Below are 16,840 nucleotides of genomic sequence, written 5' to 3'. Positions count from 1 at the left end.
CTGCCGGTACAGCAGTCAGCCTTTTGCATGAAACTGATTTTCCGCCCGCCAGGCCCGGGGTGAGACCCCGTACCGCTTCTTGAAGGCCCGGGAGAAGTGGAGCTGGTTGGGATAGCCGCACATCTGGGCGATGTCGCCGATGGAGGCGCGGCTGGTCTTCATCAGCTCGGTGGCCTTGGACAGGCGCATACGGATGAGAAATTCCTGAGGCGGGCAGCCCATGCTGTCCCGGAACAGCTTGCTGAAGTAGCTGCGGTTGAGCTTGCACACATCGGCCAGCTCCTCCACGGTCAGATCCCGCTGGTAGTTCTGCTCCATGTAGGTGATGGCCTCCTGGATGTAGAAGTCCCGCAGCTGGCCGCCCGATGCGGAGCGCCTGGACGCGGAGGACTGGACCAGCGCATCCAGGAAGAGGAAGAGGTGGCCGATCAGGTGCAGGGTGGAGACCTTGGAGTGGTTGGCGATGTAGAGCATGCTGTCCCGCAGGGCCTGCCCCTGGGCGGTGCTCTGGGGGGTATAGACGGGGTGTGAGGCGTCCAGACCGGCGTAGGTCAGGTACTCGGTGACCCGCAGGCCGTCAAACTCCAGCCACACATATTTCCACGGCTGGTCCTTGTCCGCACAGTAGGTGTTGACCTGGCCCGGGCAGATGAGAAAGCCCTGATCCGCCGTCAGGTCGTAGCGATGGGTAGTGCCATCCGGGGCATTGGAGTTCAGAAAGCCCTGGCCCGAGATCACGTAGTGAAACAGGAAATGGTTGCGGACAAAGGGACCGAAGGAATGGAGGGGGGCACACTGCTCCCAGCCATACTGGTAGAGCCGCAGATCCAGAAAATTTTCGTTGGGGAAGATGGAAAAGGAGAGGTCGTCCATGGTATCGCCTCCGTCTCTCCGGCGCCGGCACCGGCCTGTATTGTACGGCTTTTTATTGATTATATCACAGATTTTAACAGACACCAACAGAAAAAGAGGGGGATTTTATGTACGACGTTGTGGCCCTGGGTGAACTGCTGATTGACTTTACCGCCAACGGGAAGAGCGGACAGGGTAACCCTCTGTTTGAGGCCAATCCGGGCGGGGCGCCCTGCAATGTGCTGGCCATGCTGGCCAAGCTGGGCCGCCGCTGCGCCTTTGTGGGCAAGGTAGGGCAGGATATGTTCGGCCGCCGCCTGAAGGATACCATTGAAGAGGTGGGCATTGACAGCCGGGGCCTGGTCCTGGACCCGGACGCCAGCACCACCCTGGCCTTTGTGCAGAACGCCCCGGACGGGGACCGGGAGTTCAGCTTCTACCGCAACCCCGGGGCGGATGAGCTGCTGACCCGGGAGGAGCTGCCTGAGGATATGCTGAGGCAGACAAGGATCTTCCACTTCGGCTCCCTGTCCCTCACCCGGGAGCCGGCCCGAAGCGCCACCCGGGCCGCCGTGGAGCTGGCCGCTGCCGGCGGCGCTGTCATCAGCTTTGACCCCAACCTGCGCGCCTCCCTGTGGCCCAATCTGGACGCCGCCCGGGAGCAGATGCTCTGGGGCTGCTCGGTGTGCCATATTCTGAAGGTGGCGGAGGAGGAGCTGGAATTCCTCACCGGATGCAGCGGGATTCCCGCGGGCAGCGCAGCCCTGCGGGAGCGCTTCCCCAACCTCCGGCTGCTGCTGGTGACCCGGGGCGGAAAGGGCAGCATTGCCCTGTGGCAGGACGTGACGGTGGAGTGTCCCGCCTATCTCCAGCCCAACACGGTGGACACCACCGGCGCGGGGGACACCTTCTGCGGCTGCTGCCTGCACTATGTGCTGGACCACGGCCTGGACCGGCTGGACCAGGCGGGGCTTATGGAGATGCTGCGCTTTGCCAATGCCGCCGCGGGGCTGATCACCACCAAAAAGGGCGCCATCCGCAGCATGCCGGAGCGGGCGGATATTCAACGGGTAACAGGAGGATGACGAGATGATCAGTGCCTTTGAACGCCGCCTGAAGGACAGGCGGGATGAGCTGGAATGGCTGTATATGGAGCTCTATGACCGCCGTGACCGCCTGGACGAGCTGCTGGAGCGCATGGCGGAGGCCTACCGCCAGCGCAGCCAGAGCCTGCGGCGGCTGGATGCCAAGCGGGAAGAGAACCCGGAGTGGTTCCGTGCGGGAAAGATGCTGGGTATGACCATGTATACCGACCTCTTTGCCGGGAATCTGACCGAGCTGGAGAAGCGGCTGGACTACCTGACCGGGCAGGGTATCACCTATCTCCACCTGATGCCCCTGCTGAAGATGCCCCATCCGGACAATGACGGCGGCTATGCCGTGGAGGACTTTGACCAGGTGGACCCGTCTCTGGGCACCAACGAGGACCTGAGCCGCCTCACCGCCGCCATGCGCCGCCGGGGCATGAGCCTGTGCCTGGACTTTGTCATCAACCATACGGCGGACACCCACCCCTGGGCCATGCGGGCCAAGGCGGGGGAGCAGGAGTACATTGACCGCTACATCTGCTTTGATACCCCCGACATTCCCCGTGAGATGGAAAAGACCATCCCCGACGTATTCCCCGAGACCGCGCCGGGCAGCTTCCTCTACCAGGAGCAGATGAAGAAGTACGTCTGCTCCTCCTTCCACCCCTACCAGTGGGACCTGAACTACCGCAACCCGGCGGTGTTCAACGACATGGTGTGCAGCATGCTCCACCTGGCCAACCTGGGCGTGGAGCTCCTGCGCATCGACGCGGTGCCCTACCTGTGGAAGGAGATGGGCACCACCTGCCGCAATCTCCCCAAGGTCCACACCATTATGCGCATGATCCGCCTCATCACCGAGACGGTCTGCCCCGCTGTCATTCTGAAGGGCGAGGTGGTGATGGCGCCCAAGGAGCTGGCGCCCTATTTCGGCACCGCCGAGAAGCCGGAGTGCCATCTGCTGTACAACGCCTCCACCATGGCCACCCAGTGGAGCGCCCTAGCAAGCGCCGACGTCCGGCAGCTCAAGCGCCAGCTGGACGACCTCCACAGCCTGCCCGCCCACTGCTGCTTTGTCAACTACCTGCGCTGCCATGACGACATCGGCTGGGGCCTCAACGAGGAGTTCGGCAGGACCATCGGCATAGACCCGCTGGCCCACAAAAAATACCTCTATGAGTTCTTTGAGGGCAGCTACCCCGGCAGCTTTGCCCGGGGCGAGCGGTACAACTACAACCCTGTCACCCAGGACGCCAGAACCTGCGGCACCACCGCCAGCCTCTGCGGCATCGAGAAGGGACTCTACGAGGGGGACGAGGCCCAGGTGACCCAGGGCATCCAGCGGGACCTGATGATGCACGCCGCCATGATGTGCATGTCGGGCTTTCCCATGCTCTCCAGCGGCGATGAGATCGGCCAGCTCAACGGCTACGACTACCACCAGGACCCGGACCGCTGGGAGGACAGCCGCAATCTCCACCGGATCCGCTTCAACTGGGACAACGCGGCCCTGCGCACCCAGCCCGGCACGGTCCAGCAGCGGATCTGGGACGGGCTCCGCCGTCTGGAGGAGCTGCGGGCCGGTGAGCGCTGCTTTGGGCCGGACGCCTGGGTTACCACCTGGGACACCGGAAACCGCCAGGTGCTGGCACTGGTGCGGCGGGTGGAGGGGGAGACCCTGACCTGCCTGTTCAACTTCTCCGACCAGTTCCAGACCGTCCATATGGACGCCATGGAGGGGGAGTTTGAGGACCTCATCACCGGCGAGCGTGGGCCATGCAGCACCCGGCAGCTGTGGCCCTATCAGTACTGCCTGTGCCGCCGCAGAGACGGACAATAAAAGCATGAAAACAAGCGTAGGGAGAACGGTATACCGTTCTCCCTACGCTTGTTTTATGCGGGGATTATCACGCCGCAAAAGAGAATGCCCCGGGCCTTCTGGCTTGGGGTATTTTTTATGTCGATCGGATGTCACGGTTCAAGGGCCGGCCTGGATATCCCGCAGTGATTGGAGTCCATGCTTGTCGTTGAGTGCCTGGATAGGGTATTTCAGGTCATGGAACTTTGGGTTGAGGGTGTCGGTGTGACCATCATGGAAAGGGACAGAAAGAGACGTTTTTCTTGCTTAAATCCTCACATTCTTGCACAGTAGTATGGATAACGGAGAAATACAGACCGGCAAACACGGCCACAGCCACCACCGGAAATACGCCCATAGTAAGAGAGAACAAAGCTCAAATCCTCCCGCACAAATACGAACAGATACTTCGCCAGATTCATTTTTTCCGTTCTCCTATACAACAGAGAAATAAAGTTTGAAAAGATAGAAAATGGCATCGCCCTTATAGCGCAAAGAATAAGAAACAACAGGCGTTCTGGCTGCTGCCTGCTCTATTCCATGTGATTAAGCCCCAGAATATGCCCAGAAACGATAGATTTTAAATATTAAATGGGGAAAAAACAGTGCACTTGGATAAGGCGGAATAATCCAGATAATATGCAGATTAATCATGGCAGCCTAATATGGCTGATGATATTATACAAATTCTGATGGGAATATATAAAGTTATACATGCAATATAGCTATATTTTTAATAAATGAAAGAAAGGAATGAAAAGAAAGCCGTATTCAGAAGCAAAAAGGAGAGCATGCTCTAAGGGAAAGAAAATGAGGAAATGGAAGGAGTTTGTGCGTGATGCAAAAACTTAGAAGAAGGCTCCTGAGCGGACTGCTGGCGTTTGCCGTGACATTGTCCTGTTTCAGCACTGCCGCCTTCGCCGCAGCTGATGGTCCCGCAATAGGAGAAGCATTGTATGAAAATGGGTTCGACAGCACAGAAAGCATTGCTGATTGGACAATCTCCGGACAGACTGCCTCCGTGGAGAACGGAGTTCTGCAGGTCAGCAGCACGGGGACAGTTCTGTGCTATACATTACCTGAAGGGATAGAGAGCGGAAATTATACTGTCACTGCGAAAATGGACGTGACGAAAAGCGACATAAATAAGGGAAGCAGTGCCGGTCTGGTATTCCGGCTGAAAGATGAGACGGACTTTCTGCACTTCCGGGTGAATGTGAATAAGGCCGGAGGCGAAGTGGTTCAGCTCTATGGTTTCCCCAATGGAGACGGCAAATTGTCTCTGCTGGCAGAAAAGCCGTTTGACTGGAGTAATAATACAGAGTATTGCCTTGCGGCCACAGCCAACGGCGAAAAGATCCGTTGTTATGTGGATGATGTCCTGCTGATAGAATATAGCGCTCCCAATTATAATGCAGAGCAGGCAGGCGCCGGTATTGGCCTGCGGCTGTACGGATGCAGCACGAACTTTGACGATCTGAAGGTGTATGCGCTGGATGAGACGGCTCCTGCGGTGGAACTGGAGACGCCTGAAAATGGTGAGCTTCTGCCTGCAGATGTCGGAAGCGTTGCGGTAAGTGGAACTGTGTCCAACGCAGAAAACGCCGGGATTCAGATTAACGGCGGCGCCGTGGAGCCGCTGGCCCTGGAAGACGGCCGGTTCTCTTACGAGCTCACCGGCTTGAGTACGGGAAACTATACGCTTGTGATAACTGCCACTTCCGCTGACGGCAGAACCGCTTCTGCACAGCGCAGCTTCCGCGTGGCGTCGGAGGTGCCTGAGAGCGCCTATACCTTTGAGGATGGCCTTTTGACTGACTGGACCGGGGATGCCGGCCAGTACACTGTTGCAGACCGGGGAGGGAACAAGGTTCTTCAGGGAAGCCATACCGGCTCTGCACTTCTGCTGGCGCCAAACGCTCCGGACAGCGACAGCTATTGCCTGACTGCGCATGCCGGAATCATTGCCAGCCCCTATACAGGCGCCGGTATCGTGTTCCGCTATACGGACAGCAGCAATTATTGGCTCCTTCGGATGGAGATTGGCGGAAAGATTTCGCTCCAGCAGAACAAGAACGGCACGTGGGCTGTACATGGAATATCTCCGTTTGGCTGGGATGTGGGTCAGATGCTGGAAGTGACCATAGCAGTCGATGGCCCGTATATCCGCTGCTATGCAAATGGCGAGCTCCTGTTTGAAACTGTGGACTCGGAGTACAGAGCGCCCCAGCAGCCTGGCGGTATTGGCGTTCAGGTTGAGAAATGCACAGCACAGTTTGATAATTTGTTCCTGAGCGGTGTGGCCGGACCGGAGGTAACCGTCACAGTGCCGGAGAGCCCTGTGACAGAAATGCCTGTTGTTATCTCGGGTACAGCGGTTGGTGCATCCTCTGTGGAAGTGAAGATTCAGAGCGAAGAAACTGTGGTGCGCACACTGAACGCACAGGTGGTGGACGGCGGCTATTCCTGCGAGACCTATCTGCCCAGCGGCACCTATACGGCGGAGGTTACAGGAACCAGCCTGGGTGGAAATGGCTTTTCTGAGCCGGTAAAAAGTGAGCCCTTTGTGGTTGAGCTGCCCGCGACAGAGCTGCTGGCCGAGCTGGATCAGGACACCGGCATTCCGGTTTCCGGACCTGTGAGGCTGTACTTCAGCGCGCCGGTAAATCCGGATACATTGACCGGAATCGCACTCAAGAAGGGCGATGTATCGCTGGAAGCAGACGTCACCATGGATCCGAACGATCAGGAGGGGCGTACTGTAATTCTTACACCCAAGGCGAGTATGGACGCGGCCAGTGTCTATCAGGTGGTAATTTCCGCTGCGGTTGCCGACGTAATGGGCAATACCGTAGGTGAGGAAATTGTTCTGAGTTTCCAGACCCGGAGGGATATTAACACCCTGCCCCCGCTGAAGAACGACCAGGGCCAGGTGGAGCTGTCCCTCAACGGCATGTGGAGCTTTACCACAGACCCGGACGATGTGGGCCAGGCTCAGGGCTGGTACACCCTGGAGAACACCGAGGGCTGGGACAGCCTGCCCGTGCCCGGCAACTGGGACCTGGAGAACGCTTATGCCAACTACAAGGGCACAGGCTGGTACGGCCGCACCTTTACCATGCCCGCTGAGTACGAGGGCTACCCCGCCTACCTGAACCTGACCGCCGTGTACCACGACAGCCGTATCTGGATCAACGGCCGTGAGGTGGGCAGCCACGACGGCGGCTACACCACCTTTGAATTCCGGGTGGACGACTACCTGAACTACGGCGGCGAAAACACCATCGCCATCCAGATAAACAATGAACTGACATTTGGCGCCTGGTGGAAGTGGGGCGGCATCTCGGGCGACGCCCTGCTGCGGGTAAACAACGTCTCCAAGATTGAGTGGCAGCACATCACCTCCGAGCCCAACCTGGAGGAGGGTACCGCTCAGCTCACGTTCCAGTACAAGATCAACAACCAGGCCACTGAGGCCAGGATCTACACCGTGGTCAGTGATGTGTACGACAAAGCAACCGGAGAAGTGGTGGGAACCACGAGCACAGAAGTTGTTGTTCAGCCCACGACTCCGGAAACTGAGGACCAGAGGTTTGATGCCAGCCTTACCCTGGAGAATGTGAAGCTGTGGCATTTCGACACGCCCAATCTGTACACCGTCAAAACCCGAATCATGGATGGGGACACCGTTCTCCATACCGTTGAGGACAACATCGGTATCCGTAAGATTGAGATTATTGATACCAAGTTCTACCTCAACGGCGAACAGGTGCGTCTCACCGGCGCCAACCGTGTGTGGGATGACCGGGCCAACGGCGGCACAGAGCCGGACTATGTCATTATGCGTGATGTGGACTATATGAAGAGCATGGGCATGAACTGCGCCCGTCTCAGCCATGTGCCCATGAGCAAGAATCTGCTGGACTACTGTGACCAGGTGGGCTTCCTCCTTATCTGCGAGGGTAACGTTTGGGGCGACGGCGCACCGGGAAGAGGCGGCGTAGCCGAGATTACCAATCCGCCGGGCAGCGAGTACCCTTACCGCGCCTCTGTATGGTACAAGGAGATGATTGAGCGGGACTACAACCACCCCTCCATCTTTGCGTGGTCCATCGGAAATGAGCTCAAGGGTGCCCAGGAAAATGTAAAGCAGTATGCGGTATACATGCGCAATTTTATTAAGACCGAGCTGGATGACACCCGGTTTGTGATTGAAGTCAGCAACACCGGCCACAAGGCCACCAAGCCCGAAGATGATTCCATGTTCATGTCGGATTTCCTCGCCTGCAATTCTTACGGCGGCTTTGCCAGCACAGCGGCAGCGTACCACAGAATTGCACCGGATAAAGCGCTCTTTATCACGGAGTATGGCAGCAAACAGACCTCTGAAATTCCCGACAAGGCGGTCATTACTCCGCGCAGCTGGCTGGACCAGTATGGAACGCAGACCCATGTGTTCGGTGCGTCTATCTGGACGCTCAACGACTACCGCTCCAATTACAGTGGAACTCCTCTGGGACAAAACCGGGCCTGGGGCGTTACCACAGTATGGGGTGACAAGAAGATAGGCTTTGAGAGCCTGCGTGAGGCATCCTCTCCCGTAAAGAAGCTGTCTGTTGAAGTTTCCGGAGATACGGACCGTGAGGGCGGCAGCGCCATTGCCAGGGTTACCGTACAGAGCCGCAATATAGAAAACGAACTTCCGGCATATCCGATCCGCGGCGCTGTCCTGAAATGGGAGACATACAGCAGTGCGGGCAGCATCATTTCTTCCGGACTGATTGATATTCCCAACATTCAAGATGACGGGAGCAGCTGGGAAACCGCTGTGGCAATTCAGAATATTCCCAGCGGCGGAATCGGAGCGGTCAGAGTCACGGTCATTGATGCCCTTGGATATGAGATTGCAGAGACATACCAGTATCTTCAGGCGCCTTCTGAAACACCTGAAATAACCGGTGTGGTAGCTGCGGGCGACGCTCTGCGCGTGCTCTTTGACGATGTGGAGAACGCTGAGAGTTACCGCATTACGCTCACCGGAGATGGTGTGAACAAGTCGGCCACTGCTAATCTGAACCGTTATGCCGACGTCACCGGCCTCAAAGCCGGAGAGACGTATTCGGTCACCATTTCTGCGGCCAACAGCGCAGGCAGCGGACCTGTATCCGCCGCTGTGGAGGCTGCAACCACCACCGACGGCACTGTGCTGCCCCCCATTATCTGGCACACTGAGCCCATCGAGGGAGCCTTCTTTGTGGGCTATTCCGTGAAGAGCGCCGACGACACCTATGAGCTGGAGTACGGCACCCAGAGCGGAAGTTATACCCAATTCATGACCTTTGGAACTGAGGGTTCCGTGAAGGTGTCCGGACTGGAGGACGGCCAGACCTATTACTACCGCCTGCGCAGCGTCACCGACGGTGTGCCCAGCGCCTGGAGCCAGGAGGTGGCCGTGACCGTAGAGACCGCTGACCAGGCCCGTGAGGTGCCTGTGGTGAAGGGTGCTGCCGGTGGTAAAACCTCGGTCAGCCTGACCATTGACCCCTCCTGGAAGGCCACCGGCTATGTGGTAAAGTATGGTGAGAGCGCCGAGCAGCTGGACAACCGTGTAACAATTCAAAAGGCAGAGGTGGAGCAGCTCACCATCGACGGCCTGGACACAGGCAAGACCTACTGGTTCTCTGTGGCATCCCTGAATGGGGAGGTATGCTCTGAATTCTCGCAGCCGGTTTCTGCGGCGACCACCACTGGAGACGGCCAGCATGTCATACTGGCCTCTGTTGAGACCACATCGCTGCCGTTGAATAAATTCAGCCCGGAGGGCAGGATAACCATTACGGCGACCAGTACATTTGAGGAAGAAAAGACGCTCTCTGTAAAGGAGGAAGGGCTTCCGGAGGGAATTCACGTGCCCGCTGACGCCGGATTTACAGTGGCGGCAAATGGAACAGCCTCCTTCACCCTGCCTGTTACCATGAGCGAGGATGTGGAAAGCGGGTGGTATACTGTCGTCATTTCCGTTCTGAGCGGCGATACTGTTCTGGACAGCCGCGAGGTGGAACTCGTCGTAAATGAAGGGACAGAAATGCTGCTGGAGGATAATTTCTCCGAAATTGTGGAGGGGAGATATACACAGAGCGGCACGGCTGAGATCGCAGATGATGTACTTACCATGGATGGGACCAATACAAAGGCAATCCCGATTATCACGGCAGGAGAAAAGGACTGGAGCGGCTATGTGATAGAGAGCGACATGTCCATCGTGGAAAAGGGTGCTGCTGGTTTGGCCATGAGTGCCGGCATTATATTCCGCTATCAGGATGACAAGAATTTCTATCATGTCCGTGTGGACCTTGGCGCAAATGCGTCCAATCCTACCTTCCAGATTTACCGCTGGAAAGACAGTAAGACCTCTCTCCTGTTTGCACGGCCAATCTCGGGAGAGTGGAATGACAGTCACAAAATCCGTGTTGAGGACGAGGGCAGCACAGTCTATTTCTATCTGGATGGCACACTTATGACTGCCCTGAATTTGGGCGAGGGCGGCGGCAAAGTGGGCTACCGAGCCTACGGTGCAGTTGCCCAGATGGATAATCTGAAGGTCTACAAGATGGAGCGGCCTCAGGCCGACAAGACCGAACTGCAGAGCCTGGTGGAGCGCTGCAAGGCCTACTCTGCCCAGGACTACACAGAGGAGAGCTTTGCGGACCTTCAGACCAGCCTGAATGAGGCGCTGGCGGTTCTGGAGGACGAGTTTGCCACCCAGCCCCAGGTGGATGAGGCGCTGGAGGCCCTGGAGGCTGCGGAAGAGGCCCTGGAGCCCACCAGCGATGGAACCTCTGTCCCCACCTACCGGCCTGAGACAGAGACAGGCGGGCACGGCACCGTGACCGTCAGTCCTCTCTTCCCCCGGCAGGGCCAGGTTGTGACCATCACACCCAAGCCTGAGGAGGGCTATGAGCTGAAGAATCTGACCGTCACCGACAAGAACGGCAAGGCCGTGGAGGTGACGGAGCAGGCGGACGGCACCTGGAAGTTCACCCAGCCCGCTGGTAAGGTGACCATCACCGCGGAGTTTGCCCCCGTGGAGCCCGTTACCTTCTCTGATGTGGAGGCGGGCAGCTGGTACGAGGCTGCGGTGAACGCCATGGTGGAGGCCGGGCTGATGCAGGGCACCGGAAACAACATGTTCCAGCCCTTCGGCACCGTGACCCGCGCCACCATGTGGACCATCCCGGCCCGTATGGACGGCGTGGACACCGAGGGCGGCAGCAGCTGGTATGAGAAGGCCCAGGCCTGGGCCGTGGCGGAGGGTGTGTCCGACGGCACCAACCCTGAGGCCGTGGTGACCCGGGAGCAGATTGCGGCCATGCTGTACCGGTACGCGGGCAGCCCGGCGGCGGAGAATGCTCTGGACTTTGCCGACAGCGGAGACATCTCCGACTGGGCGGCCGACGCTATGGCGTGGGCTGTGGCCGAGGGCATCCTCACCGGAAAGAGCGGCAATATCCTGGATCCGGATGGAACTGCTACCCGTGCAGAAGCGGCTACCATTCTGATGCGCTTTTGCCAGAGCATAAAAAAATAAACCAACGTGCTGATATGTCGCGCCGGAGGCAGCTGTCTCCGGCGCGACATGTTATTACAAGCTTGCGCAACGCTTTTCCAGGCACAGACAAAATACAGAGGTCTCCTGCGCTCTGAATTTTAGTTCAGAAAATTGCTATCAACTGTGCAGAAAAATTAAGGAAAAGTGCCCAATTTAAACGTATAATGGAACTAAACTTTGGACAAATTCACTCCTCACTTTGAAGAATACAATAGAATTAATTGGATGATATAAGCGCTGTAAAATTTTCTGCTCTGCCTTGATATTAAAAATCCATACTTTTTAGGAGCGTGATAAAAAACAAGATAGCGGACACGATGAAAACAAATAGAAGGGAAGGAGAAGAAGACATGTTAAAGAGAAGACAACGCGTGTTTAGTGCATTTTTAGCCCTTATCATGCTGTTTTCCTGCCTGGGGACTGCTATTCCTGCAGCAGCTGCTGAGGAAGGACAGAAGATGGTGCAGCAGGAGGAGATGGTCCAGCCGTTGGATTCTCCTGCTGAGACACAGGAGAATGCAGGCACCTATGAGTTCGATTATGCCGCGCTCATGGAACGCGATACAATTTCTGAGGGAACGCTGCGGGAGCCTGCAGCAGGCGACGGGAAGTACGTTATCTTTTTTGGAAATCGTCCTGCGGGTGAAAACTGGGTGACCTTTGACTTTTCGGCGCAGGATCTGCCTGCCGGGGCTTACCGGCTGAGCATCAAGGCCAACCATGGCACAACCCGCTCCAATTATGCGGTCTATGCCGGTGACGCCCTTGTCTGTGCAGACTATGATACCCACACCGGCAGCGGCGATATCACCACTGAGGTGGGCGTCCTAACTGTCGGGGAGAGCGGCGCACAGGTGACGCTGAAGACCCATGAGAACTCCTATATGCACGATTATCTCGACGGACAGTATGAGATCGTCCTGCATTCTCTGCAATTTGATGAAATTTCGCTGACAAGTGAGCTGGAGAACAAAATCGGCCAGGCGAAAGCTGCCTTGGACGGCGCCACTGACGCGGGAAAAGAGCGGCTGGAGGCAGCCATTGAGGCAGCTGAGGCGGTGCTGGCCGAGGAAGCTCCCACAGCGGAGGAAATTTACGCTGCACTTCAGAGCCTCACAGAGGCCATTGAGGCAAAGAATATCGGCTGGTCTATCCGGGTGGCAGAGGACAGCGAGCTGGAGCTGAATGTTCCCGGCCATGCCGATACCGGCGAACTGGTGTCTGTCACCTGGGGGGCGCTACCCGAAGGAAAGTGGCTGAGCCAGATCCGCATTCTGGCTGCCGACGGCACCGAAATTGACAGCTTCTCCGGCCGCAGCTTTACAATGCCGGGGCAGGATGTGGTGCTGGAACCGGTACTGAGTGACCTTGCCAGCTATAACCTGGAGGTTACCCCAATAGAGGGGATTACCGTGTCGCTGTCGGCGGAGGAAGCGCTGAGCGGTGAGAGGGTGGCCATTTCCTACCATGTAACCGACCCGACCAAGTATCTGGACACCTTCCTTGTCACCGGTGCGGTGCTGGATGAGGATATGACCTTCTGTGTGGGCAGCGAAGATGTCACAGTCCAGGCTGTACTGAAGGACAGGGTGCTGAAAAGTGAACTGGTGGAGGAGACAGAGGATACGCTGCGCATTACCACTGGCAGCTATGAGGTGTGCATCAGCAAGGCGGATTTCCGCTATTCCCTCACCAATCGCATGACCGGAGAGACTGTGGCGGACATGCATGAAACTGCCGGCATTCTGGTCAACGGAAGGCCGGTCACCGACGCGGAGCTGATCTCTGTGGAAGGCGATGAGGTCATACTTCAGGGCATGCTGGGCAGCACAAAAGTCCGTGTTGTTTTGAAGCTGGGTGAGCGCTATATCAACTTCCGTACCTACATTCATGGCATTAGCGCCCAGGAAGGACCCACTGTCTTTATCCGCCACAACGGCGGTGAGCCTGCCTATCTCATTTCAAATGAGGACTTTTCCGGCGCCTATGAGCTGGCCTTCCTGGAGCAGCTGGACGGACTGAGCAGCACATCGGGCGCAGGTCCCATGGTGGGTTATCAGGATATGGACAACTATATCAATGTCCGTAAGGTGATGAACGAGGCCTGGCCCGCTGCCAACATTGAGGTGCTGAAATTTGCCGGCGGTGAGATCACAAAGACGAACATCGGCACCTGCAACCAGAATACCCAGCTGACCGTAAAGGTGGATGGGAACAAGCTGTTTGTCTATGACGGAGAGGAATTGCTGGGCGAGTATGACAACGGCGCTCCTATCTCCGGCAAAGTGGGCTACCGTTCCTACAAGTCTCAGACCGACCTGTTCAACATCAAAGTAAGCCGCACCCAGAATGGCGCAACAGAGACGGTCTACGACATCAGTGACTACGACAGCTGCCTTGCGGCCTTTGAGCGGGCGGGTGTGCTCTTTGAGAGACCTGCCACCGGCTCCCGCACCTACTATAAATTCCAGTTCCAGACCGCCGGTGTGACCAATGACGCCGGACTGGCTCCGGTATACGGCCTCGGCGACAGCGGCGGTTATGGCGGCAATGCAAACCTGGCGGGACGCAGCTTTGACAATATCATGAACAACGGCGGAACCGTCCGCTTTATCTCTACCTTTGCTGTTTTCCCTGAAAAGCGCTTTGCCGAGGTCCTCTTCAGCCCCCGGCAGAAAATGGCGGCTTTTACCCAGACGGCCAATATGGAGGGACTGACCAACGCCGTCTCCGCCGATGGAATGTACTACTTCTTCGGCAGTGACGAGAGCGAGCTGAAGGACATCTATCAGGACTATAAGGACGTGCGCAACGCCGAGGGCTATCTGGATGCAGAACCCATCTATGACTTCTTCGGCGTTGGCTTCGAGGGGTATGGAGCCATGGGCTGGGCTGTGGCCGAGGACACCATGCAGGAGTATGCCCGTAAGTTCCTGGACCGGGGCTACAACCTGAAGTGGGGCGTTCTGGGCTCCGGCTTCTGGAAGGGACAGCGCAGCGGCGGTACATCCACTTCCAACGATCCCTATCAGGGCTGTACCACTTCTTTCGGCCTCTATGATAACGGCAAGACCGCCGACGGCAGTCCTGAGACGGCTCCGTATGATATCCGCTATCCCAATGCACCCATCTTTGCGGATATCGAGAAAAACTTTGACCAGGACCCCGATAACGACATTCCCTATGACGAGCTTTTCCCCGAGGGGACCTTCCAGCATTTCTTCCGGGAGAACAATCTGAAAGCCATCTTCGGCCTGCGGGTCAACTTCAAGGCCATGCCCGGCGACGGCGGCAATTTCAAGGCTGCCAACGATGGTCAGTGGGTCCAGGAGGGACTGGACAAGGGTTACTTCCTGAAAAACGAGGACGGAACACTTCTGACTACCACCGTGCTCTTCCCAGCCGGCAATGTCTACATGCTGGACACCAGCAATCCGGAGGCCCTGGCCTGGTACAAGGAAGGCACGGAGTACTGGTATGTCAACGGCTGGAAGGAAGACACCATGGCCACCAATCAGGGCACATTCCGCGACCACGACGATGTTCCCGGCGGCGCAGACTACTATCTCTGCTACGATGAGGATGCAAACGGCAATCTGGTGCGCAACAATGTGATGGAGATGGTGCGCAACGGCGCCTATTCTCTCCACGGTGATATTCTCCGTATCAACGACACCGGCTCCAACGATCCCGGCCGCATCATTACCAACACAGCGGCCTTTGCCGCCTCCGGCATGGGCAATGTCTATCCCGATATTGTTGGCGCCAACTTTGCCACGGGCTCCATTGGAAAGCCCGGTTACCAGAATTTCCTGGCCCGCAACGCCATTGCCTGTGCTCTGATGCCCTCTGTCTCCCTGGGCAATCTGCCCTGGGGGGCGGACAATCCGCTGGAGCCCGCAGTGCTCAACGCCATGAACTGGCATTCCACCTATCAGGCGTACATCTACGATGCCGCCCGGAAGTCCTGGGAAACCGGCTATCCCTATTCCTACAACCCGCTCTTCCTGGCCTACCCCGATGATCCCAACGTGGCCAACCAGTTCGATAAAAATGTCAGCACCGCCCAGTGGCTCATTGGTGAAAGCCTGATGGCGGCCCCCATCCTGGACAACACCACCAGCTCCATGAACGGCAACAAGAGCGACATCCGGGACGTCTACCTGCCTGCGGGCAGCAAGTGGATGGATATCAATACCGGCGAGATTTATGAGGGCGGTCAGACCCTGACAGACGTGAAGATGGATCTGATGACCATGCCCGTCTATGTGGGCAATACAGCCATTACCGTCCGGGAGGACTGGATGGACACGGAGAGCACTCTGCCTGAGAATGAAAACTACGGCTATCGGGACAGAAGCGTACTCTACAATGACCTGTACTGCGATGTCTATCCCATCTCTCCCGAAGGGGCGGTCTACGAGTTCACCTATCCCTACTCCCCGGAGAAGGTAGATGGATATTTCCAGGATTCCGCTGATGTGATTCAGAAGTCCGTTATCACGAATCAGGTGTCTGAGGGCGCCTGGGACCCGGCGCGCATTGCAGTTCTGGCCTCCGACGGCACTCAGGTCGACTTTACCGTGGACGAAGTGACTGGAGCCATCTCCTTCAAGCTGGAGGAGGGGGTCAACTACACGGTAACGGAGAAGGATACCCCCACAGCGCCTGTCTACCGGCCTGAGACAGAGACAGGCGAGCACGGCACTGTGAGCGTCAGTCCTCTCTTCCCCCGGCAGGGCCAGACTGTGACCATCACCCCCAAGCCTGAGGAAGGCTATGAGCTGGAGAGCCTGACCGTCACCGACCGGAACGGTAAGCCCGTGGAGGTGACGGAGCAGGCGGACGGCACCTGGAAGTTCACTCAGCCTGCGGGCAAGGTGACCATTACCGCGGAGTTTGCCCCTGTGGAGCCCATTACCTTCTACGATGTGGAGGCCGGCAGCTGGTACGAGGCTGCGGTGAATGCCATGGTGGAGGCCGGACTGATGCAGGGCATCGGCAACAACATGTTCCAGCCCTTCGGCACCGTGACCCGCGCCACCATGTGGACCATCCTGGCCCGTATGGACGGTGTGGACACCGAGGGCGGCAGCAGCTGGTATGAGAAGGCCCAGGCCTGGGCCATGGCCGAGGGCGTGTCCGACGGCACCAACTCTGACGCCGTGGTAACCCGGGAGCAGATTGCTGCCATGCTGTACCGGTACGCGGGCAGCCCGGCGGCGGAGAATGCTCTGGACTTTGCCGACAGCGGAGATATCTCCGACTGGGCGGCCGACGCCATGGCGTGGGCGGTGGCTGAGGGCATCCTCACCGGCACACCTGACGGGCGGCTCAATCCCCAGGGCACCGCAACCCGAGCTGAGGCCGCGGTGATGCTCCAGCGCATTTCACAAAAGGCAGACGAGATGAAATGAGACAGCTCTCCGGATG

The 16,840-nt window shown here is 57.6% G+C and carries 5 protein-coding genes; 4 read left to right on the top strand and 1 reads right to left on the bottom strand.

Translation table 11 applies throughout. The annotated features are described in order from the left end of the window. Positions 1–15: 15 nt before the first annotated feature. A complete protein-coding gene (locus tag ACOX7T_RS09160; protein WP_433442022.1) occupies positions 16–873 on the bottom strand; it encodes an AraC family transcriptional regulator in 858 nt (285 codons plus the stop codon). A gap of 107 nt (positions 874–980) precedes the next feature. On the opposite strand from ACOX7T_RS09160, the gene ACOX7T_RS09155 reads away from it, so the two are divergent. From ACOX7T_RS09155 to ACOX7T_RS09140, 4 genes are all read left to right on the top strand, one after another. Beyond that, positions 981–1,937, top strand: a complete 957-nt coding sequence (locus ACOX7T_RS09155; protein ID WP_433442020.1) for a carbohydrate kinase family protein — start codon at positions 981–983, stop codon at positions 1,935–1,937. Positions 1,938–1,941: 4 nt separating this feature from the next. Further along, positions 1,942–3,780 (top strand): alpha-amylase family glycosyl hydrolase, encoded by a 1,839-nt coding sequence (locus ACOX7T_RS09150; protein ID WP_433442018.1) that lies wholly within the window; start codon positions 1,942–1,944, stop codon positions 3,778–3,780. A 1,255-nt stretch (positions 3,781–5,035) separates the two neighbouring features. Then, positions 5,036–11,386, top strand: a complete 6,351-nt coding sequence (locus tag ACOX7T_RS09145) for a glycoside hydrolase family 2 TIM barrel-domain containing protein (protein WP_433442016.1) — start codon at positions 5,036–5,038, stop codon at positions 11,384–11,386. Positions 11,387–11,865: 479 nt separating this feature from the next. Beyond that, positions 11,866–16,824, top strand: coding sequence for an S-layer homology domain-containing protein (locus ACOX7T_RS09140; protein ID WP_433442014.1), 4,959 nt, complete (start codon positions 11,866–11,868; stop codon positions 16,822–16,824). The last annotated feature ends 16 nt before the right edge of the window (positions 16,825–16,840 follow it).

The sequence above is a fragment of the Pseudoflavonifractor sp. genome (assembly GCF_050943825.1).
Lineage (GTDB): Bacteria > Bacillota > Clostridia > Oscillospirales > Oscillospiraceae > Pseudoflavonifractor.
The sequence above is the reverse complement of the archived record's forward strand: the minus strand, read 5'-3'. Positions and strand labels throughout refer to the sequence as shown.